24 protein-coding genes, 1 tRNA gene and 1 pseudogene are annotated in these 19192 nt (G+C 72.6%); 7 read left to right on the top strand and 19 right to left on the bottom strand.

Annotated elements, in window-relative coordinates; genetic code table 11:
* Nucleotides 1-196: 196 nt before the first annotated feature.
* From ABJI51_RS06500 to ABJI51_RS06440, 13 genes are all read right to left on the bottom strand, one after another.
* Complete coding sequence (locus ABJI51_RS06500; RefSeq protein WP_348948248.1) at nucleotides 197-1309, bottom strand: XdhC family protein; 1113 nt, start codon at nucleotides 1307-1309, stop codon at nucleotides 197-199.
* Nucleotides 1302-2414 carry a vWA domain-containing protein gene (locus ABJI51_RS06495; protein WP_348948246.1) on the bottom strand — a complete coding sequence of 371 codons (1113 nt, stop codon included), beginning with the start codon at nucleotides 2412-2414 and terminating at the stop codon, nucleotides 1302-1304. Before ABJI51_RS06495 ends, ABJI51_RS06500 begins: the two co-directional genes overlap by 8 nt.
* Before the next feature lie 37 nt (nucleotides 2415-2451).
* A tRNA-Arg gene (locus ABJI51_RS06490) sits at nucleotides 2452-2525 on the bottom strand.
* A gap of 274 nt (nucleotides 2526-2799) precedes the next feature.
* A complete protein-coding gene (locus tag ABJI51_RS06485) occupies nucleotides 2800-3678 on the bottom strand; it encodes an AAA family ATPase (RefSeq protein WP_348948244.1) in 879 nt (292 codons plus the stop codon).
* Nucleotides 3679-3717: 39 nt separating this feature from the next.
* The gene (locus ABJI51_RS06480; protein ID WP_348948242.1) at nucleotides 3718-4374 is read right to left on the bottom strand and encodes a nucleotidyltransferase family protein; all 657 of its coding nucleotides are present in this window, start codon (nucleotides 4372-4374) and stop codon (nucleotides 3718-3720) included.
* Complete coding sequence (locus ABJI51_RS06475; RefSeq protein WP_348948240.1) at nucleotides 4367-5197, bottom strand: IclR family transcriptional regulator domain-containing protein; 831 nt, start codon at nucleotides 5195-5197, stop codon at nucleotides 4367-4369. Before ABJI51_RS06475 ends, ABJI51_RS06480 begins: the two co-directional genes overlap by 8 nt.
* A gap of 10 nt (nucleotides 5198-5207) precedes the next feature.
* Entirely contained in the window at nucleotides 5208-5609 is a 402-nt protein-coding gene (pcaC, locus tag ABJI51_RS06470; RefSeq protein ID WP_348948239.1) for a 4-carboxymuconolactone decarboxylase, read from the bottom strand.
* Nucleotides 5606-6382 (bottom strand): 3-oxoadipate enol-lactonase, encoded by a 777-nt coding sequence (gene pcaD / locus ABJI51_RS06465; protein ID WP_348948237.1) that lies wholly within the window; start codon nucleotides 6380-6382, stop codon nucleotides 5606-5608. The genes pcaC and pcaD overlap by 4 nt, the downstream gene beginning before the upstream one ends.
* Before the next feature lie 5 nt (nucleotides 6383-6387).
* Nucleotides 6388-6942: a protocatechuate 3,4-dioxygenase subunit alpha gene (gene pcaG, locus ABJI51_RS06460; RefSeq protein ID WP_348948236.1), complete on the bottom strand. Its 555-nt coding sequence runs from the start codon at nucleotides 6940-6942 to the stop codon at nucleotides 6388-6390.
* Nucleotides 6942-7676 carry a protocatechuate 3,4-dioxygenase subunit beta gene (gene pcaH / locus ABJI51_RS06455; RefSeq protein WP_348948234.1) on the bottom strand — a complete coding sequence of 245 codons (735 nt, stop codon included), beginning with the start codon at nucleotides 7674-7676 and terminating at the stop codon, nucleotides 6942-6944. Before pcaH ends, pcaG begins: the two co-directional genes overlap by 1 nt.
* Before the next feature lie 12 nt (nucleotides 7677-7688).
* On the bottom strand, nucleotides 7689-8870 hold the full coding sequence (locus ABJI51_RS06450) for a thiolase family protein (protein WP_348948232.1): 1182 nt from the start codon (nucleotides 8868-8870) through the stop codon (nucleotides 7689-7691).
* Nucleotides 8867-9598 carry a CoA-transferase subunit beta gene (locus ABJI51_RS06445; protein ID WP_348948708.1) on the bottom strand — a complete coding sequence of 244 codons (732 nt, stop codon included), beginning with the start codon at nucleotides 9596-9598 and terminating at the stop codon, nucleotides 8867-8869. Before ABJI51_RS06445 ends, ABJI51_RS06450 begins: the two co-directional genes overlap by 4 nt.
* 23 nt (nucleotides 9599-9621) lie before the next feature.
* Complete coding sequence (locus tag ABJI51_RS06440; protein WP_348948230.1) at nucleotides 9622-10431, bottom strand: CoA transferase subunit A; 810 nt, start codon at nucleotides 10429-10431, stop codon at nucleotides 9622-9624.
* 236 nt (nucleotides 10432-10667) lie between these two features.
* Between ABJI51_RS06440 and ABJI51_RS06435 the strand changes: the two genes are divergently transcribed.
* Nucleotides 10668-11612: a 2-hydroxyacid dehydrogenase gene (locus ABJI51_RS06435; RefSeq protein WP_348948228.1), complete on the top strand. Its 945-nt coding sequence runs from the start codon at nucleotides 10668-10670 to the stop codon at nucleotides 11610-11612.
* Complete coding sequence (locus ABJI51_RS06430; RefSeq protein ID WP_348948226.1) at nucleotides 11609-12724, top strand: glycerate kinase; 1116 nt, start codon at nucleotides 11609-11611, stop codon at nucleotides 12722-12724. The genes ABJI51_RS06435 and ABJI51_RS06430 overlap by 4 nt, the downstream gene beginning before the upstream one ends.
* A gap of 234 nt (nucleotides 12725-12958) precedes the next feature.
* Here ABJI51_RS06430 and ABJI51_RS06425 read toward each other — a convergent pair whose 3' ends face one another.
* Both ABJI51_RS06425 and ABJI51_RS06420 read right to left on the bottom strand, forming a co-directional pair.
* Nucleotides 12959-13252: an iron-sulfur cluster biosynthesis family protein gene (locus tag ABJI51_RS06425; protein ID WP_348948224.1), complete on the bottom strand. Its 294-nt coding sequence runs from the start codon at nucleotides 13250-13252 to the stop codon at nucleotides 12959-12961.
* Between the two features lie 85 nt (nucleotides 13253-13337).
* A complete protein-coding gene (locus tag ABJI51_RS06420; protein WP_348948222.1) occupies nucleotides 13338-13748 on the bottom strand; it encodes a hypothetical protein in 411 nt (136 codons plus the stop codon).
* A 143-nt stretch (nucleotides 13749-13891) separates the two neighbouring features.
* Between ABJI51_RS06420 and ABJI51_RS06415 the strand changes: the two genes are divergently transcribed.
* The 4 genes from ABJI51_RS06415 to shbA all read left to right on the top strand — a co-directional run bounded on the left by ABJI51_RS06415 (nucleotide 13892) and on the right by shbA (nucleotide 16050).
* Nucleotides 13892-14362 (top strand): GtrA family protein, encoded by a 471-nt coding sequence (locus ABJI51_RS06415; RefSeq protein WP_348948220.1) that lies wholly within the window; start codon nucleotides 13892-13894, stop codon nucleotides 14360-14362.
* 45 nt (nucleotides 14363-14407) lie between these two features.
* Nucleotides 14408-14761 (top strand): YidH family protein, encoded by a 354-nt coding sequence (locus tag ABJI51_RS06410; protein ID WP_348948218.1) that lies wholly within the window; start codon nucleotides 14408-14410, stop codon nucleotides 14759-14761.
* 85 nt (nucleotides 14762-14846) lie between these two features.
* Nucleotides 14847-15143, top strand: a complete 297-nt coding sequence (locus ABJI51_RS06405; RefSeq protein WP_348948216.1) for a DUF202 domain-containing protein — start codon at nucleotides 14847-14849, stop codon at nucleotides 15141-15143.
* Between the two features lie 253 nt (nucleotides 15144-15396).
* Complete coding sequence (gene shbA, locus ABJI51_RS06400; protein WP_348948214.1) at nucleotides 15397-16050, top strand: RNA polymerase sigma factor ShbA; 654 nt, start codon at nucleotides 15397-15399, stop codon at nucleotides 16048-16050.
* 32 nt (nucleotides 16051-16082) lie between these two features.
* On the opposite strand, the gene ABJI51_RS06395 is transcribed toward shbA, so the two are convergent.
* Genes ABJI51_RS06395 through ABJI51_RS06385 form a run of 3 tightly spaced genes read right to left on the bottom strand, consistent with a single transcriptional unit; the run spans nucleotide 16083 to nucleotide 18243 of the window.
* Nucleotides 16083-16934: an amidohydrolase family protein gene (locus ABJI51_RS06395; protein WP_348948212.1), complete on the bottom strand. Its 852-nt coding sequence runs from the start codon at nucleotides 16932-16934 to the stop codon at nucleotides 16083-16085.
* Nucleotides 16931-17899 carry an aldo/keto reductase gene (locus ABJI51_RS06390; protein WP_348948210.1) on the bottom strand — a complete coding sequence of 323 codons (969 nt, stop codon included), beginning with the start codon at nucleotides 17897-17899 and terminating at the stop codon, nucleotides 16931-16933. Before ABJI51_RS06390 ends, ABJI51_RS06395 begins: the two co-directional genes overlap by 4 nt.
* 5 nt (nucleotides 17900-17904) lie before the next feature.
* Nucleotides 17905-18243, bottom strand: coding sequence for an L-rhamnose mutarotase (locus tag ABJI51_RS06385; protein ID WP_348948209.1), 339 nt, complete (start codon nucleotides 18241-18243; stop codon nucleotides 17905-17907).
* 73 nt (nucleotides 18244-18316) lie between these two features.
* On the opposite strand from ABJI51_RS06385, the gene ABJI51_RS06380 reads away from it, so the two are divergent.
* On the top strand, nucleotides 18317-19036 hold the full coding sequence (locus ABJI51_RS06380) for a FadR/GntR family transcriptional regulator (RefSeq protein WP_348948207.1): 720 nt from the start codon (nucleotides 18317-18319) through the stop codon (nucleotides 19034-19036).
* A gap of 22 nt (nucleotides 19037-19058) precedes the next feature.
* Here ABJI51_RS06380 and ABJI51_RS06375 read toward each other — a convergent pair.
* A pseudogene (locus ABJI51_RS06375) lies at nucleotides 19059-19192 on the bottom strand (methylmalonyl-CoA mutase family protein); the annotation flags it as partial.

Genomic DNA, 19192 nt, shown 5'->3' with positions numbered 1-19192 from the left:
CCAAAAGCCGGGTTCGGGAACGGCCTGCCCGAAGTGATCGGGCTCACAAACCCCGAGCGTGCTACGCGACCTTCACGCGGACAAGCCCTGATGTCACACGTTCAACTACCTGTTCCGCAGATACGCGGGAAATGGCTGCATGGACCCGATTCTGCGGAGCGCCGGATGGGTGAACTTTTGTGGCCACCCGGCGTACTCAGCCGTGAATCCGCCCCGACAGCTCCGCCAGCCGCGTGCCGCTGCCGCCCCAGCGCAGGGAAATGATCTCCGCGGCGATGGACACCGCCGTCTCCTCCGGGGTGCGGGCACCGAGGTCGAGCCCGATCGGGGACGACAGCCGCGCCAGTTCCGCCTCGGTGATCCCCGCTTCGCGCAGGCGCGCGAAGCGGTCGTCGTGGGTCTTGCGCGAGCCCATCGCGCCGACGTACCCGACGTCCAGGCGCAGCGCGACCTCCAGCAGCGGCACGTCGAACTTGGGGTCGTGGGTCAGCACCGCGATCGCCGTGCGCCGGTCGACGCGGCCCGCCTCGGCCTCCGCCTTCAGGTAGCGGTGCGGCCAGTCGACGACGACCTCGTGCGCGTCCGGGAACCGGCTCCTGGTCGCGAACACCGGGCGCGCGTCGCACACCGTCACCTGGTAGCCGAGGTAGGCACCCATGCGGGCCATCGCGGCGGCGAAGTCGATCGCGCCGAAGACCAGCAGGCGGGGCGGCGGCTCGAAGGAGTTGACGAACACCGCCATCCCCTCGCCGCGGCGCTGCCCGTCCGGGCCGTAGTGCAGGGTGCCGGTGCGGCCGCTGGCCAGCAGGCCGCGGGCGTCGTCGGCGACCGCGTCGTCCATCCGCGACGACCCGAGCGAGCCCGCGGTGCGGTCCGGCCACACGATCATGTGCTCGCCGACCAGGCCTTCGCGCTCGTGCTCGATGATCGTGACGACCGCGACCGGCTCGCCGCCGCGCACCGACTCGACCACCTCGCCGAGCTCGGGCATCGACTCGCGGTCGACGTGCTCGACGTAGATGTCGATGATCCCGCCGCAGGTCAGGCCCACGGCGAAGGCGTCGTCGTCGCTGACGCCGTAGCGCTGCAGCACCGGCTTGCGCTCGGCGACGACCTCCTGCGCCAGCTCGTAGACCGCGCCTTCGACGCAGCCGCCGGACACGCTGCCGGCAACCGTGCCGTCCTGGGCGACGACCATCGCGGCGCCCGGGGCACGCGGCGCCGAGGAGAAGGTGGCGACCACGGTGCCCAGCCCGACCGTCTCGCCCGCCGACCAGCGGCGGAACACGTCGTCGAGTACGTCACGCATCGGCAATCTCCCCGAGCAGTCGTTCCAAGGTGGCCAGGCTGTGCCCGGCCAGCAGGCGGTCGATGTGCGGCAGCGCGGCCACGATGCCCGACTGGACGGGAGCGTACCCCGCCCGGCCGGCGTGCGGATTCACCCAGAACACGGCGTGCGCGAGCCGCCGCAGGCGGGCGAGCTGCTCGCCGAGCAGGCCGGTGTCGCCGCGTTCCCAGCCGTCGGAGAAGACGGTGACGACGGCGCGGCGCGCCACGCCCCGGCGTCCCCAGCGGTCGAGGAACGCCTGCAGCGTCTCGCCGAGCCGGGTGCCGCCGGCGAAGTCCGGGACCGCCGAGCCCGCCGCGAGCATCGCGCGTTCCGGGTCACGACGGCGCAGCTGGCGCGACACCCGGGTCAGCCGCGTGCCGAGCGTGAAGACCTCGACGGACTGCGGCGCGGACCGCGTCAGGACGTGGGCGAACCGCAGCAGGGCGTCGGCGTACGGGCTCATCGAGCCGGAGACGTCGACGAGCAGCACGACCCGCCGCGGCCTGCTGCCGCGCCGGACGTGGGCGAGCCGCACGGGCTCGCCGCCGCTGGCGAGCATGGCGCGCAGCGTGCGCGACGGGTCCAGCCGCCCCCGCCGCGACGGCGTACGCCGGGCGGCCGGACGCCTCGGCGGCGCGGGCCGCAGGGCGGCCAGCAGCTCACGGAGGTGTTCGCGCTCGGCGGTGGTCAGGGCGGCGAGGTCCCGGTGACGCAGGACTTCCTGCGTGCTGGCGGCGACCTTCAGCTGGTCGTGCCCGTCGCCGCCCTCGGCGTCCCCGCCTCCGGCGTCGGTGAGCGGCGCGATCCGCGACTGCCGGGGGACGGCCGACCTGGCGCGTTGCGGCGTGGTGGTTTCGATCGAGAACCACTGGCTGAACGCCTCTTCGTAGCACGGGAGGTCGTCGGGGCTGGAGCACAGGGTCAGCCGCCCGGCCCAGTAGAGCTGGGTGGGTTCGGCGACGTCGATCTCGGAGACCGCGGCCAGGTAGGCCTGCACGCGATGCGCGTCGCAGGCAACCCCGGCTTCGCGCAGCGCGGCGGCGAACCCGGCATACCCGGCGACAGGATCGGCGGCGGTGGTCATGCACTCCATTGTGCGCCTGTTTTGTGCGTGCGGTTTGTGTCCCGGCGAGGAGTCGAACCTCGGACCTCGGCGTTCGTAGCGCCGCGCTCTGTCCTGCTGAGCTACCGGGACAAGGGCGGCCTGCGCACACCCCTCCCCGGGCAGGCGCAGACCGCGCTCTTCGCTGCGGCCGACCCAAGGTAGCGGCGGGTGGGCGCGAAGAGCCTTCGGAAAGAACGGAATTTCAGCGAACGGCGCGGGAGATCGTGCCGCATCGCATCGGGTCTTGCCGCTTGGTCACGATCTCCTCCTCTCGGTGGCGGTTCTGCCGGACTGGGAAAAGGATGCCGGAGCCCGGCGGACCGGGCAACGCATTTATCGACAGTCCTGTGTGGACGGACGAAGGTCAGGCGAACAGGGCGTCGAGTTTCGCGCGGACGCGGTCGAGATCTTCGCTGTATTTCAGGACGGCACCGAGGGTCCTGGCCGCCGAGGCGGCGTCCAGTTCGTCACGCTGCAGTGCCAGCAGGGCCCGCGCCCAGTCGAGTGACTCCGCGACTCCCGGCGGCTTCAGCAGGTCCATTTCGCGGAGCCGGTGCACGGCCTCGGCGATCTGCCGGGCCAGCAGCTCACCGACCTCGGGAATGCGGCGCCGCAGGATCGCGACCTCCTGGGGGAGGTCCGGGTGTTCCAGCCAGTGGTAGAGGCAGCGGCGCTTGAGGGCGTCGTGCACTTCGCGCGTCCGGTTGGAGGTGAGCACGACCAGCGGCGGCTGTTCGGCACGGACTTCGCCGTATTCGGGGATGGTCACGGCGTGTTCGTCGAGAAGCTGCAGCAGGAAGGCTTCGAACTCGTCGTCGGCGCGGTCGATCTCGTCGATGAGCAACACGCACGGCGCGCTGACCAGGGCTTGGAGCAGCGGCCGGGCCAGCAGGAACCGTTCGGTGTAGAGAGAGCGTTCGGCGGTCTCGACGTCGAGCCGGCCCCCTTCGGCGGCTTCGAGGGCGCGCAGGTGGAGCAGCTGGCGGGGAAAGTCCCATTCGTAGAGTGCCTGGGCGGCATCGATGCCCTCGTGGCACTGGAGGCGCACGAGCGGACGGCCGAGCGCGGTGGCCAGCGCGAGCGCGAGCGACGTCTTGCCGGTGCCGGGTTCGCCTTCGCAGAAGAGCGGACGGCCCATCCGCAGGGCGAGAAACCCGGCGGTGGCGAGCCCGTCATCGGCGAGATAGCCGGTCGCATCCAGGGCACCGGCAAGTTCTTCAGGCGAGGCGAGCAAGTCCGTCACACCGTCGATCGTAGGCGGCGCACGGGCACGCCGCGGCGCTCAGCCGGGAAGATCGGCCCGCCGATCGACGTCGCGGCCGTCGCCGAGATCCCCGCACTCGATCAACGCGAGGTCTGTGCGGCCGGCGAGCCAGTCCCGGGCCCCACGGTCGCCTTGGGCGGTCCCGGCAATTTCGGCCCACCAGTGACGGCCGAGCAGAACGGGATGCCCGGGCACACCGTGGTACGCGGCCCGAGCGACGGCGGTGTTCGTGGCGTGCGCCGCGACGCGGGCGAGGATGTCGGAGCCCACCCACGGCAGATCGACCAGGTGGATCAGTGCGGCAACGGGGCCGCCGGGTCCGGCCTCCGACAAACCCGACCCCGAACCACCCGGATCCGACGGCCCGGCCGCTGTGGCGGGGAGCTGGGTCAAGGCGGCCAGGCCGGCTCTCAGGGATGCGCCCATTCCGGTCTGCCAGTCCTCCGCCAGGACCGCTGTCACCGGGTCCGGCAGGAGTGCGCGGACCTCGGCGGCCGCTGCGCCGATCACCACTCGGATCGGGGTGCAGCCCGCCTCCTGCAGGGTGCGTACCGCGCGGCGGACCAGGGGTTCGCCGTCGAACTCGGCCAGGGCCTTCGGGCCGCCGAAGCGGCGGCCCGCGCCTGCGGCGAGGAGCAGGCCCGCTACGGCGGGCGGCCGCTCGGCCTCAGGCATGGGCGTGGCTTGGGGCGCCCGCCGACAGGTCCGCCTCGATCGCCTGGGCCGTCTTCAGCAGGGGCGGGATCAGGTTCTTCTCCACCGTGCGGGCGGGGGTGCGGCTGGCGTGCGTGGACAGGTTCACCGCGGCCACCACCTTGCCCTGGCGGTCGTGGATCGGGGCCGCCACCGAGCGGAGGCCCTCCTCCAGCTCCTGGTCCACCATGGCCCAGCCCTGGTCGCGGACCTTGGCCAGCTCTGCGCGCAGGCGGTCCGGGGCCGTCACCGTGCGGTCCGTCAGGCGCTCCAGCCTCGCTCCCGCGAAGTACGCCTCCAGCTCCGCCTCGCCGAGGCCGGCCAGCAGGACGTGGCCCATCGACGTCGCGTACGCCGGGAAGCGGGTTCCCACGTTGATGCTCACCGTCATGATCCGGGAAACCGCCACCCGGGCCACGTAGACGATGTCCGTGCCCTCCAGCACCGAGACCGAGCTCGACTCGTGCACCGCCGCCGACAGGTGCTCCAGGTGCGGCTGCGCCACCTCGGGCAGCGTCATGCTCGACAGGTACGAATACCCCAGCTCCAGCACCCGGGCCGTCAGGGAGAAGTACTTGCCGTCCGTGCGGACGTAGCCCAGGTCGGCCAGGGTCAGCAGGAACCGGCGCGCCGCCGCGCGCGTCAGGCCCGTCGCGCGGGCGACGTCGCTGAGGGTCAGCTCCGCCGCGCCCGCGTGGAACGCCTTGATCACCGCCAGCCCGCGCTCCAGCGACTGCACGTGGTGGGCACCACGGTGCGCCGGCTCGCTGCTCAGCCGGGCGTCGACGTCCCTCCCCGTGTCCATGACCGGCACCCTATCCGGCGTCGGCCGGGCGGGCGCTCGGCTCGCCGAGCTCGGCCAGGGTGCGCTGCGCGATGGCGAACGCCGCGTTCGCCGCCGGTGCGCCCGCGTAGACCGCCGTGTGCAGCAGGACCTCGCTGATCTCCGCCGCCGTGAGGCCGTTGCGGATCGCGGCCTTCACGTGCATCGCCAGCTCGTTGTGCGCCTGCAGCGCGGTCAGCGCCGCCAGCGTCACGCAGCTGCGGGTCCGGCGGTCCAGGCCGTCCCTCGCCCACACCGAGCCCCACGCGCCCTCGGTGATGTACTCCTGGAACGGGCGGCTGAAGTCCGTGGTGCCCGCCACCGCGCGGTCGACGTGCTCGTCGCCGAGCACCTCGCGCCGCACCTTCATGCCCTGCTCGCGGCGGTCGGTCATGGTCGCTCCAAGTGGTCCAGGATCAGCCGGGTGAACTCCGCCGGCCGTTCGTAGCTGCCCAGGTGTGCCGCGCCCGGCACGACTTCGAGCCGGGCGCCGGGGATGCCCTCGGCGATCGGCCGCGCGTGCTCCTCCGGCGGCGTCGCCGGATCGTCGGCGCCCGCGATGACCAGGGTGGGCGCCGTGATCTTGGGGAGCAGGTCGAGCAGGTCCATCCGCTCGATCGCCCCGCAGCAGGCCGCGTAGCCCTCGGCCGGGACCGCCGCGATCATCGTGCGGAAGAACCCGGCGCGGTCCGGGTGCCGCTCGCGGTACCCGGGCGTCAGCCAGCGCTGCACCCCGGCCTCGGCCACCGCCGCGGTGCCCTCGGCGCGGACCGTGCGGGCCCGCTCCACCCACATCGACGGCGGCCCGAGCTTCGCGGACGTGCAGCACAGCACCAGGCTCGCAATGCGGCCGGGCGCGTGGATCCCCAGCCACATCCCGGTCATGCCGCCGAGTGACAGGCCCACGTGGTGTGCCCGTTCGACGCCGAGCTCGTCGAGGAGGGCCAGGACGTCGGCGCCCAGGTCGTCGAGCTCGTACGGACCCGGCGGGACCGGCGACGCGCCGTGCCCGCGCGCGTCGTACCGGACCACCCGGAACCCGCGCTCCACCAGCGGCGCGACCTGGGGTTCCCACATCCGCAGGTCGCTGCCGAGCGACCCGCCGAACACGACCACCGGCCCGTCCCCGGGTCCGTCCACGACCCGGTGCAGTTTCACGGCGCTCATCGGCGTCACACCCGGAAGAAGACGGTCTCGCCGTCTCCCTGCAGCCGCACGTCGAAGCGGTAGCCGTCCTCGGTCCTCGGCGCGATCAGCGTGCCGCGCCGCTCCTCCGGCACCGTCGCCAGCACCGGGTCGGCGGAGTTGTCCTGGTCTGCGAAGTAGATCCGCGTGACGACCCGGTTGAGCAGGCCGCGCGCGAACACCGACACGTCGATGTGCCGGGCCTGCGTGGTGCCTCCCTCGCCGGGCACGACGCCGGGCAGCAGGGTGAGGATGGCGTAGGTGCCGTCGGGGTTCGTCGGGCACCGGCCGAAGCCGCGGAAGTCGCCGGACGCCTCGCCGCGCGGGTCGTCGGGGTGGCGGAAGCCGCCCTCGGGGTCGGCCTGCCAGGTCTCGATCATCGCGTCCGGGACCGGGTCGCCGTTGCCGTCGTAGACCGTGCCGCGGATCCAGATCGCGCCCGGCGTACCGTCGGGGACGACGTACGGGCCGTCGGGCCAGGGCAGCCCGATCGACAGGTACGGGCCGACGGTCTGCGAAGGCGTGGGCAGCAGCTGCGTCATCAGTCCTCGTCCTCTTCCTCTTCGAACACCGACGCGTCGCGCCCGCGCAGCACGATGTCGAACCGGTAGCCCAGCGCCCACTCGGCCTGGGTGATCGAGTGGTCGTAGCGGGAGACCATCCGCTGCCGGGCCTTCTCGTCGGGGATCGAGTTGAAGATCGGGTCCTGGGCGAACAGCGGGTCGTCCGGGAAGTACATCTGCGTGACCAGCCGCTGGGTGAACGCCGAGCCGAACACCGAGAAGTGGATGTGCGCGGGACGCCAGGCGTTGTCGTGGTTCTTCCACGGGTAGGCGCCCGGCTTGATGGTGGTGAACGTGTAGCGGCCGTCGCTGTCGGTCAGGGTGCGCCCGACGCCGGTGAAGTTCGGGTCGAGCGGGGACGGCCAGCGGTCGCCGGTGTGCCGGTAGCGCCCGCCCGCGTTCGCCTGCCAGATCTCGACGAGCGAGTTCCGCACCGGGCGGCCGTCGCCGTCGAGCAGCCGCCCGGTGACGATGATCCGCTGCCCCTGCGGCTCACCGGCGTGCTGGCGGGTGAGGTCGTTGTCGTGCTCGCCGAGGCGCCCGGGCCCGAGCAACGGGCCGGTGACCTCGGTCAGCATCTGCGGGAGCAGCACGAGCGGCTGCTTGGGGTGCCGCAGTGCCGTGGAGCGGTAGCCGCCGAAGTCCAGCGGCGGGTGGGTGCCTTCGGGCTCGTGCCCGTAGCGGGGCAGCTTCAGTTCGGTCGGAGTGGCCACGTCGTTTCTCCCTTACCGGCCTTCGAGGACGACGGCCAGCCCCTGGCCGACGCCGATGCAGATGGCGGCGAGTCCCCAGCCCCCGCCGCGGCGGTGCAGGTCGTGCGCCAGCGTGCCGAGGATGCGCCCGCCGGACGCGCCGAGCGGGTGCCCGATGGCGATCGCGCCGCCGTGGGTGTTGACGATCTCCGGGTCGAGCTTCTTCCAGTCGCGCAGGCAGGCCAGCGACTGCGCGGCGAAGGCTTCGTTGAGCTCCACCGCGGCCAGGTCGTCCCAGCCGATGCCCGCCCGCTCCAGCGCGATTTCCGCCGCGCGCACCGGGCCGATGCCGAAGACGTCCGGGTCGACGCCCGCCGCGCCACGGCCGGCGATCCGGGCCAGCGGTGCCTTGCCGAGGCGGTTCGCGGCCGTTTCGTCGCCGAGCAGCAGCGCCGAGGCGCCGTCGTTGAGCGGGGACGCGTTGCCCGCCGTGACCGTGCCGTTCTCCGTGCGGAAGACCGGCTTCAGCTTGGCCAGCTTCTCGGGACTGGAGTCCGGGCGGATGCCTTCGTCGCGGGTCAGGTCCACGCCTTCGACCGGGACCACCAGGTCGTCGTAGAAGCCCTCGTCCCACGCCTTCGCGGCGTTGACGTGGCTGCGCGCGGCGAAGGCGTCCTGTTCCTCGCGGCCGATGCCGTAGCGCTCGGCGAGCTGCTCGGTGGACTCGCCGAGGGAGACCGTCCACTGTGCCGGCATCGCCGGGTTGACCATGCGCCAGCCGAGCGCGGTGTTGTACAGCGTCTGGTTGCCCGAGGGGAACGCCTTCTCCGGCTTCGGCATGACCAGCGGGGAGCGCGTCATCGACTCGACCCCGCCCGCGACGACCAGTGACGCGTCGCCGACCTGGATCGCCCGGCTGGCCTGCATCACCGCGTCGAGCCCCGAGCCGCAGAGGCGGTTGACGGTGCTGCCCGGGACGCTCGTCGGCCACCCGGCGAGCAGGGCGGCCATGCGGGCGACGTTGCGGTTGTCCTCGCCTGCCCCGTTCGCGTCGCCGAGGGTGACCTCGTCCACTGTGGACGGATCGAGGTCGTTCCGCCGCTGCAGGGCCCGCAGGACACCGGCGGCGAGGTCGTCCGGCCGGACGCCGGCCAGCGCGCCGCCGTAACGGCCGAAGGGGGTGCGGATCGCGTCGAGGACGTAGACGTCGGTCATGCGCTCGCCTTTTCCAGGTCTCGCAGGAGGGTCAGCTCCTGCTCCGTGGGAGCCGGGGTCGTCTTGAGGTCGCCGGCCACCTTCAGTTTCCACCCGGTGGCCGCGACGGCCTGCTCGAGGTCGACGCCGGGGTGCAGCTCGGTGAGGGTCAGCTCGGCCGTCTCGGGGTCGGGCCGCAGGAGGCCGAGGTCGGTCACGACCAGCGTCGGCCCGCGGCCGGGCAGGCCCAGCTTCTCGCGGTCGCCCTTGCCGGTGCCGTGGCCGAACGACGTCACGAAGTCGACCTTCTCCACGAACGCACGGGGGTTCTGGCGCAGGACGACGAACACCTCGCCGCAGGAGGCCGCGATCTCCGGGGCACCGCCCGCGCCGGGCAGGCGCACCTTCGGGTCGTGGTAGTCCGAGCCGATCACGGTCGTGTTGATGTTGCCGAACTTGTCCAGCTGCGCCGCGCCGAGGAAGCCGACGTCGATGCGGCCCGGCTGGAGCCAGTAGTTGAACACCTCGGGGACGCTGACCACCGCGTCCGCGGTGTCGGCCAGCTCGCCGTCGCCGATCGACAGCGGGAGGCGGGACGGCTTGGCGCCCAGGCAGCCGGACTCGTAGATCAGCGTCAGGTTCGGGGCGTGCGCGCGGCGGGCGAGGTTCGCCGCCTTGCTCGGCAGGCCGATGCCGACGAAGCAGGAGGTGCCGTCGGCGAGCGCGCGGGCCGCCGCGACGCTCATCATCTCGTCGGCGGTGTAGGCGGTGCTCACGCCGTCACCCCCGTCAGCTCGTTCAGCCACTTCGTGAACTCCTCCCGGTCGCGGCCCACCGCGTCCCACGCCTGGTACGCCGCGTTGTCCCGCTCGTAGTACCCCGCCGCGTACGACGGCTTCGCGCCGCCCGGGACCTCGGCCACCGCGGTGACCACCCACGCCGGGAGCACGACCGCGCCCGGCCGGGGTGCCAGCTCGTCGACGACCTCCTCCACCGTCACCAGCGAGCGTTTCGCCGCCAGCACCGCTTCCTTCTGGACGCCGGTGATGCCCCACAGCTGCACGTTGCCCGCCCGGTCCGCGCGCTGGGCGTGGACGATCGTGACGTCCGGGTTCAGCGCCGGCACCGCGGTGAGCCGCTCGCCGGTGAACGGGCAGGTGATCGGCTTGATCGTGCTCGTCTGCGACGGCAGGTCCGTGCCGGTGTACCCGCGCAGCACCGCGAACGGCAGGCCGGACGCCCCGGCGACGTACCGGTTCGCCATGCCGGCATGGCTGTGTTCCTCGATCTCCAGTGGCACCGGCCAGCCGTGCTGGACGGCGTCGCGGAACCGGTGCAGGGACCCGACTCCGGGGTTGCCGCCCCACGAGAAGACCAGCTTGCGGGCACAGCCCGCGCCGATCAGCTGGTCGTAGACGATGTCCGGGGTCATCCGCACCAGGGTGAGGTCGCGACGGCGTTGCCGGATGATCTCCTGCCCCGCCGCGACCGGGATGAGGTGCGTGAAGCCCTCGAGCGCGACGGTGTCCCCGTCGTGCACCAGCCGGGCCACGGCCTCCTCCAGCGACAGCAGCTCCGCCATCACGCCCCTCCGCACAGTCGTCGGTGTTCGCATCTCGAACACTCGTTCTGCAACCGAACATAGCACGGGCTTCGTGGCAGCGGCCAGACGTCTTCCACCCAATGGATGGCCGGTGCAGGAAACCGGGGACTTTTCCCTCCGTTCGCACGATCCTTTGCCCTGCGGGACAAGGAATCCGGCCCATCACGCCGGACGAGCGGGCCCGTTTTGTCGGTGGGGTGCCCTAGGCTGTCGGGGTGTCCAAGATCGTGGTGACCCGATGGATTCCCGACGAGGCCGTGAAGCTCCTCGCCGAGGCAGGCGACGTGACCGTGTCGCCCGCCGATCGCCCGTTGACGCCCCAGGAACTGCACGAGTTCGTGCGTGGCGCCACGGCGGTGGTCGGCATGCTGCACGACCGGATCGACGGTGCGCTGGCCGACGCGGCGGGCCCGCAGCTGAAGGTGGTCGCGAACGTCGCGGTGGGCTACGACAACGTCGACGTCGCGGCGCTGGCCGGACGCGGCGTGGTCGTCACCAACACGCCGGGTGTGCTCACCGACGCGACCGCCGATCTCGCGTTCGGCCTGCTGCTCGCCGTCACGCGGCGGCTCGGCGAAGGGGAACGGCTGCTGCGCTCACGCACGCCGTGGTCGTTCCACCTCGGCTTCCTGCTCGGCTCCGGGCTGCAGGGCAAGACGCTCGGCATCGTGGGATTCGGCCAGATCGGCCGGGCGATGGCCCGGCGCGCGGAGGCGTTCGGCATGTCGATCGTCTACACAGGACGGTCGAGGCAGGACACCGCCGCGGAGTTCGTGTCGTTCGAGGAGCTGCTGGCCCGCTCGGACGTCGTTTCCCTGCACTGCCCGCTGACCCCCGAGACCCGGCACCTGATCGACGCGGCCGCGTTGCGCGCCATGAAACCCGGCGCCTACCTGGTGAACACCACCCGCGGCCCGGTCGTCGACGAGGCCGCGCTGGCGGACGCGCTCGAAGCAGGGGAGATCGCGGGCGCCGCGCTGGACGTGTTCGAAAAGGAACCCGAGGTCGAAACGCGGCTGCTCGGCCGCGACGACGTCGTGCTGAGCCCGCATCTCGGCTCCGCCACGGTCGAGACCCGCACCGCGATGGCCGTGCTGGCGGCCCGCAACGTCGCGGCGGTGCTCGCCGGGCAGCCCCCGCTGACGGAGGTGAAACCGTGACCAGGGTCGTCATCGCACCCGACAAGTTCAAAGGCAGCCTGACCGCGGTCGAGGCCGCGGAGGCGATCGCGCTCGGGGTCCGGGATGCCTTACCGGAGGCCGAAATCGTCTCGTGCCCGGTCGCCGACGGCGGCGAAGGAACACTGGACGTGCTCGAGGCGGCGGGCGCGCGGATCGTCCGGCTGACCGTGCGCGGCCCGCTCGACGAGCAGGTCAAGGCGCGGTACGCAGTGCTGGACGGCACCGCGTACGTCGAGTCGGCGCGCGCGTGCGGGATCGAATTCGTCGATCCCACACCGGAAACCGCGCTGGCCGCACACACGTGGGGCGTCGGCGAGCTGATCATGGACGCACTGGTGCACGGCGCCCGGCGGCTCGTCCTGACGGTCGGCGGCACGGCCAGCACGGACGGCGGCGCCGGGATGCTCGGCGCGCTGGGCGCGGGAGTGCTGGACGCGTTCGGCGCGCCGGTCGGCCTGGGCGGCGGGACGCTGGCACGGGTGGCATCCGCCGAGCTGACACCGGTGCGGGAACGGCTGGAGGGCGTGGAAGTCGCGGTCGCGACGGACGTCACGAACCCGTTGCTGGGGCCCACGGGAGCGGCGGCGGTCTTCGGGCCGCAGAAGGGCGCGGGACCGGCGGAGGTCGCGGTGCTCGACGAAGCGCTCGGGCGGTGGGCGCACGCGTTGCAGGTGGGTGGCGCGCCGGACGTCTCGCGCGTCCCGGGTGCCGGGGCGGGTGGTGGGGTCGCGGCGGCGTTGATCGCGCTGGGAGCGACGGTCGAGTCCGGGTTCGGTCTCATCGCCGGGCTGACCGGGGTCGACCAGGCACTGGCGGGCGCCGATCTCGTCATCACCGGCGAGGGTTCACTGGACGAGCAGAGCCTGAACGGCAAGGCACCCGCCGGGATCGCCGAGCGGGCGCGGGGAATCCCGTTGCTGGCGCTGGCGGGGCGGATCCAGCTCGACTCGGCAGGCTTGGCGCGGCTGGGAGTGGTGGGGAGCAGCGCGCTGGTGGATCACGCGCCGTCGGTGGAGCACGCGCGGGCTCATGCGGCGGAACTGCTGCGGGCGCGGGCCGCGGAACTGGTACGCGACTGGGCGGCCCGGTAGCGCAGAACGAATCCGCGCAGGCTTCCCGAACGCCGTGAATGAGTCATTCACGGCCACCGCGGCGGCGGGAATGCGATGCCGGGCACGGCCGCCGCGGCGGCGGGAATGCAATGCCGGGCTCGGCCGCCGCAGCAGCGAGGGATGCACTGCCGGGCACGGCCGCCGCAGCAGCGGGGGATGCACTGCCGGGCGAACGGACCTTCCGCCTCGTTGCGAAAGGCCCGTCCGCCGCGGTCAGCTCGTGTGCTGGGGCAGCACCGCGAACGCCACTCCGCCCGCTTCGTCCTCCTGGACGTCCAGCACCTTGTCGTCCAGGAGCGCTGCCGCCTGGGGCTCGAGGAAGACCTTCGGTCCCTCCTCCGCGCCCAGGACGCTGTCGCCCTCGGCAGGCTCGGGTGCCACCGACAGCGCCAGCTGGGCGCTTTCGCCGTCGGCGTTCTGGACTGCCAGGCGTAGCCCGGCGTCGCCGTCGCCCTGGCTGGTCAGTGCGGTGATCGCCTCGGCGGCGGCTTCGGTCACGGTCAGCATCTCGGCCTTCCCTTCGTCGCGGTCCGATGCACTGGTGCCCCACGCTAGGGGCGTCCGAACGGACGTGCAGCCTGAGCGGAACGGCTCAGCTCTGCCGCGCCGCGCGGATCGCGTCGGCCACCGAGCCGCCGGTGTAGCCCGCCGGCACGCCGCGGCCGGAGTCCGCATGGCGGTGCGGCACCTCGTCTTCCGCGGTCACCGGCTCGACGTCCGGTGGGGCGTCCTCGATCGACTCGTCGAGTTCCGCCGCGGGCGTCGCCGCCAGCGGGCGCTCCGGCACCGGCTCGGGGACGGCGTCCGGTTCCTCTTCGGCGAGGCGCTGGGCCATCGGCTCGCCCTCGCGGATTTCGCTGGGCGTCGTGCCGAAGCGGTTCGCGCCACTCCAGTGCTCCGGTGGCTCGACGCCCTCTTCGAGCGGGTCCACGCGCAGCTCGTCCTCGTCCAGCGCTTCGCTCGGGGGCAGGCTCTCGGGTTCGGCCGGGTCGCGGTCACTCACGTCGTCTCCTGGCGTCGAAGTGTCATCGCCGGTGACCTACCCCGCGGCTCGGGGCGCCGAAACCCCGCGGTGTCACCGGGATCACAGATCTTCAACCGGTTTAACACATTCACAAGTTTGTGAACGCAAGGTAGGTTGGCAGCATGGCCACCACCAGGTGCGCACCGGACCACCGGCTGCTCGCCACCGACCCGGACCGCCACCACGAGCTCGGCACGCACGCCGCGTGGTACGTCGTGGCCGGCGTGGTGACCACCGGCATCCAGGCACTCCTGTTCCTCCTGCTGCGCGACGAGCTGGGCTCCCAGGTGGCGAACCTGGCCGCGATCGCGGTGACGACGATCGGCAACACCGAGTTCCACCGCCGCGTCACCTTCGCCGGACGGCGCAGCAACGCGGGGAAACGCCACCTGCAGGACCTGCTCACCTTCGCCTTCTACGCCGGGTACGGCTCGGCCGTGCTGGCCCTGCTCGACGCGCTCGTCGACCGGCCGACGTCGTGGGAGGAGACCGGGACGCTGCTGCTAGCCAGCCTGGTCGGCGGGGTCGTGCGGTTTGCCGTGCTGCGCTGGTGGGTCTTCGCCCACCGCGACGGGCAGGTGCGGACCGCCTGACCGCCGCCGCGACGCGCGGGGACCCAGCGGCTAGCGTCTGCAGGCGTGGCCTCGGACGACATCAAGCCCCACGCGGGCGGCACCGAACCGGACTACCGCTTCACGCTTGCCAACGAACGCACCTTCCTCGCCTGGCTCCGGACCGCGCTCGGCCTGCTCGCCGGCGGTGTCGCCGTGCACCAGCTGGTCCCCTCGCCCGCCGCCGCGAGCGGGGTGCTGGCCGGGCTCTGCGTCGCGCTGGCCGCCGTCCTGGCCGCCACCGCCTATCCGCGGTGGCGGCGCGTCCAGATCGCCATGCGTGCCGGGGAGCCATTGCCGCGGAGCGTGATGATCCTCGTCCTCACCGGCGGGCTGCTCGGGCTCATCGTCGCCGCCGCCGTCCTGCTGGCCGTGTCGTGAACGAGCCGAGCCGCCAATCGCGACTAACGCTTCCTCGCGATTATCGCGACGTCAGAAATACCGTCATGGCCTCTCGGGCCTGTCCGTGACCACGCCCGCGGGTGCCCAGGCCGAGCGTACCGGGCTCGCCTGGCGGCGGACCGCCCTCGCGTCCGCTGCCTGCACCCTGCTGCTCCTGCACGCCGCCGCCCAGCAGCACTGGGGGCTCCGGCTGGTGCCCGTCGTGCTCGCCGCGGGGACATCTGCCCTGCTCGCAGCCTTCGGGACGCTCCGGGAGCGGGCTCTGCGGGCGCCCGAACCGGGGCCGCCGAGCCGGCTGCTGCCCGCGCTGGCGTCGCTCGCCGTGACCGCGACAGCCGCCTCCGTGGCGGTCTTCCACTGACGGGTGAACTCGGCACATCCTGAAACCGATTAATCGCAATGTGCGGCGCCGGGTCGCGGGAACATCACGGTCGCTCCTGCTAACGGGGTATTGGTCGTTGAATTCTGGACTGACCGCCTGAGAGGTGCTTACGATTACCCAGCGTCGCACGGAACGTGGATCGCCCCGGATCTCCCGGAGTATCCGCAACCGAAAAGTCACGCAGAGTGGAGCCCCCGGCAGCGACGGTCGAGGGTCGGCCGGGGAGACGACCATGACAGCACCGCCGAGGACCATCGAAGAATCCGCGTCCGCCGTTCGCGATTATCGCACTCCGGAGTCATTGCCCCGGCCGAGCGGACGGCTCACCAAGGAGGACCTCGACCCTCTCGTGAAGGACGCGGGCGAGGGCAACCCGGCCGCCATCCACTCGCTGCTGCAGATGATCGAGCCGGTGGTGGTCCGCTACTGCCGCGCGCGCATGGGCGGCCGCGACCTGTCCTACCTGTCGGCCGACGACGTCGCCCAGGAAGTCTGCCTGGCCGTGCTCAAGGCGCTCCCCGACTACCAGGACCGCGGCGGCTCCTTCCTCTACCTCGTGCACGCGATCGCGGCCAACAAGGTCGCCGACGCCTACCGCGCCGTCGCGCGCGACCGGTCCGAGCCCGTCCCCGAGCTCCCGGAGCGCCCGCTGATCGGCAACGAGCCGGAGACCCGCGCACTGCACCTCGACCTCGGCGCCCGGCTCGGGCAGCTGCTCGCCTCGCTGCCGCGCGTGCAGCGGGAAATCCTCACGCTGCGGATCGCCGTCGGCTTCTCGGCGCAGGAAACCGCCGAGGCGCTCGGCATCTCCGCGGGCAACGTCCGCGTGACGCAGCACCGCGCACTGACCCGGCTGCGCAGCCTGATCCGCGACGACGAGTTCTAGACCACCCGGCCGGGCGGGCGGGGAGACCTCTTTTACCCCCTGGAAGAGGTCTCCCCGTCCGCGTCCAAGCCGTACACCCGCCGGGCGTTGTGCTCGAAGACCGCCAGCCGCTCGGCGTCGGACAGCCCGCCGGTCAGCGCGACCGCCACGTCGAGGACCAGCTCGTAGGACGCCGCCAGCTCGCAGACCGGCCAGTCCGAGCCGAACAGCACGCGCGACGGGCCGAAGACCTCCAGCACGTGGTCGACGTAGCGGCGCAGGTGGCCGACCTCCCATCCCGGCCAGTCCGCCTCGGTGACCAGCCCGGACAGCTTGCAGACGACGTTCTCGTGCGCGGCCAGCGCGGCGATCCCGGACGCCCACGGCTCCCACTCCCCTGCCGCGATCGCGGGTTTCGCCGCGTGGTCCAGCACGAGCCGCAGCTGCGGCAGCCGTGCCGCCAGCGCGGCCGCCGCGGGCAGCTGGCCGACGCGGACCAGCAGGTCGTAGGCCAGCCCGGCCGACGCCACCGCGCCCAGTCCCGCGACCACCGGCGGGCGCAGCAGCCAGTCGTCGTCCGGCTCGGCCTCGACCTGGTGGCGGATCCCGACCAGCGGGCCGCGGAAGGCACCCAGCCGGTCGGCCACCGAGGGCGCCGTCAGGTCCACCCAGCCGACGACGCCCGCGATCAGCGGTTCCGCCGCCGCCGTGGCCAGGAACTCCTCGGTCTCCGCCTCCGACGACACGGTCTGGACCAGTACCGTCGCGTGCACCCCTGCCGCCTTCGTCACCGCGCGCAGATCGTCCACTGTGTACGGACGGCGGATCGGGTCCAGCGCCGCGCCCGCCATCCACGGGTACGCGCGCCGCGCCGGGTCCCAGAGGTGGTGGTGCGCATCGATCATGAGACTCCTTCGGCGATGACGGCGTCGGCGCGCAGCAGTCCCGCGCCGGCCAGGTCGGTCCACAGCCGCGGCGGCACCACGGTCCGCGCCCGCCGCGCGTTGACGCCGACCTGCTCCGGATCGTGCGCGCCGACGACCACCGACGCCACCGCGGGATGCGCCATCGGCAGCGCCAGTGCCGCTTCCGGCAGCTCGACACCGTGCCGCGCGCAGATCTCCGCGATCCGGCAGGCCCGCTCGACCAGTTCCGCCGGCGCCTCGGCGTAGTCGTAGACGTGGCCCGGCCGGGGCGTGGCCAGGATGCCGCCGTTGAACGCGCCGCCGACCACCACCCGCACGCCCCGCGCAGCGCACAACGGCAGCAGCTCGTCCAGCGCGGGCTGGTCGAGCAGGGTGTAGCGGCCGGCCACCAGCACCACGTCCAGGTCGGTGCGGCGGACGAACTCGGCCAGCATCGGCGCCTGGTTCATCCCGGCGCCGAACGCGCCGATCACGCCCTGCTCCCGCAGTTCGAGCAACGCCGGGAAGGCGCCGCGCAGCGCGTCCTCGAAGTGGTCGTCGGGGTCGTGGACGTACACGATGTCGACGCGGTCGAGCCCGAGCCGGGTCAGGCTGTCCTCCAGGGACCGCAGGACGCCGTCGCGGCTGAAGTCCCAGCGGCGGCGGTACGCGGCAGGCACGGCGAACCCCTGGTCGTCCCGCTCGCCGGCACCACCGGGGTTCGGCTCCAGCACGCGGCCGACCTTCGTGGACAGCACGTACTCCTCGCGCGGGAACGCCCGCAGCGCCGCGCCGAGCCGGGTCTCCGACAGGCCGAGGCCGTAGTGCGGGGCCGTGTCGAAGTAGCGGATGCCCTCCTCCCACGCCCGCCGGACGGTCGCCGTGGCGGTTTCGTCGCTGATCGCGTGGTAGAGGTTGCCCAGCTGCGCGCAGCCGAGACCCAGCGGGGACAGGGAAGGTTCCAACGCCGTCACTCCTTCGCCGGCAGTTCCCAGACCAGCCCGATGCCGGTGTCGCCGCCGGAGTAGTCGTCCTGGACGTCCAGCAGCTCGGCCATCCTGGCCTGCCACGGCACGTTCGCGGGATGGTCCCGCAGTGCCGCGCGCATTGCCGCGTAGTCGTCGACTTCGACGACGTGGAAGAGGTCGAGACCGTTACGCCAGATCCGCCACGTCCGGACGCCCGCCTCGCGCAGCGCGGTGTCCAGCTCGGGCAGGATGACGGCGTGGACGCGCTCGTAGTCGGCTTCCTTACCGGGCTTGAGCCGCGTGTGGAGAGCCACTCTTTGCGGTGCGGGTTCGTGGGTCATCACCACTCCTTTGCCGGGACATGGCACGCTGGTGGGCGAAACATCCGAGGTCTGTTGCAGGGAGGGCGGACGGATGCCCGTCACCGATGTCGCGATCGACAAGATCAAGGACATGATCATCTCCGGCGAGCTGGCGCCGGGCGACCGGCTGCCGAAGGAGGCCGAGCTGGCCCAGCGGCTCGGGCTCTCGCGCAGCTCCCTGCGGGAGGCCGTGAAGGCGTTGTGCCTGATCAGGGTGCTCGACGTCCGGCAGGGCGACGGCACGTACGTCACCAGCCTGGAGCCGAACCTGCTGCTGGACGCGATGACGTTCGTGGTCGACTTCCACCGCGACGACACCGTGCTCGACTTCCTCGCCGTGCGGCGGATCCTCGAACCCGCCGCGACCGCCCTGGCCGCGATGCACATGAGCGACGACGACATCGCCGAGCTGGGCACGCTGCTCGAAGAGCTGGAGGAGTCGCCGACCGTGGAGGCGCTGGTCGCCAACGACCTGCAGTTCCACCGCAAGATCGCCGACGGCTCCGGCAACCCGGTGCTCTGCTCGCTGCTCGACAGCCTCTCCGGCCCGACCGCCCGCGCCCGGATCTGGCGCGGCCTCACCCAGGAGGGCGCGGTCGCGAAGACCCGCGAGCAGCACACGGCGATCTACGAGGCCATCGCGGCCCGCGAGCCGGAACTGGCGCGCTCGTGGGCGACAGTGCACGTCGCGGGCGTGGAGCAGTGGCTGCGCAACGCCCTGGGCACCGCCGACGACCCGACGGCCACGGACCTCGCCGCCGAAGCCTCCTGACACGCACTCACCTCCCTGCGGTCGTGAGGGCGAGCCGGAACTCCAGCTGCCCGGCCGCGGTTTCGGCGTCGAGGCCGGCGTCGGTCAGCGCCCGCAGGTAGGTGACGCCCGAGGCGACGAGAGCGCCCAGCTCCTGGGCGTCCGAGCCGCCCGCTT

The organism is Amycolatopsis melonis, assembly GCF_040064235.1.
Classification (GTDB): Bacteria; Actinomycetota; Actinomycetes; order Mycobacteriales; family Pseudonocardiaceae; genus Amycolatopsis; species Amycolatopsis melonis.
Note: the sequence above shows the minus strand (reverse complement) of the source record. Positions and strands in the feature narration are given on the sequence as shown.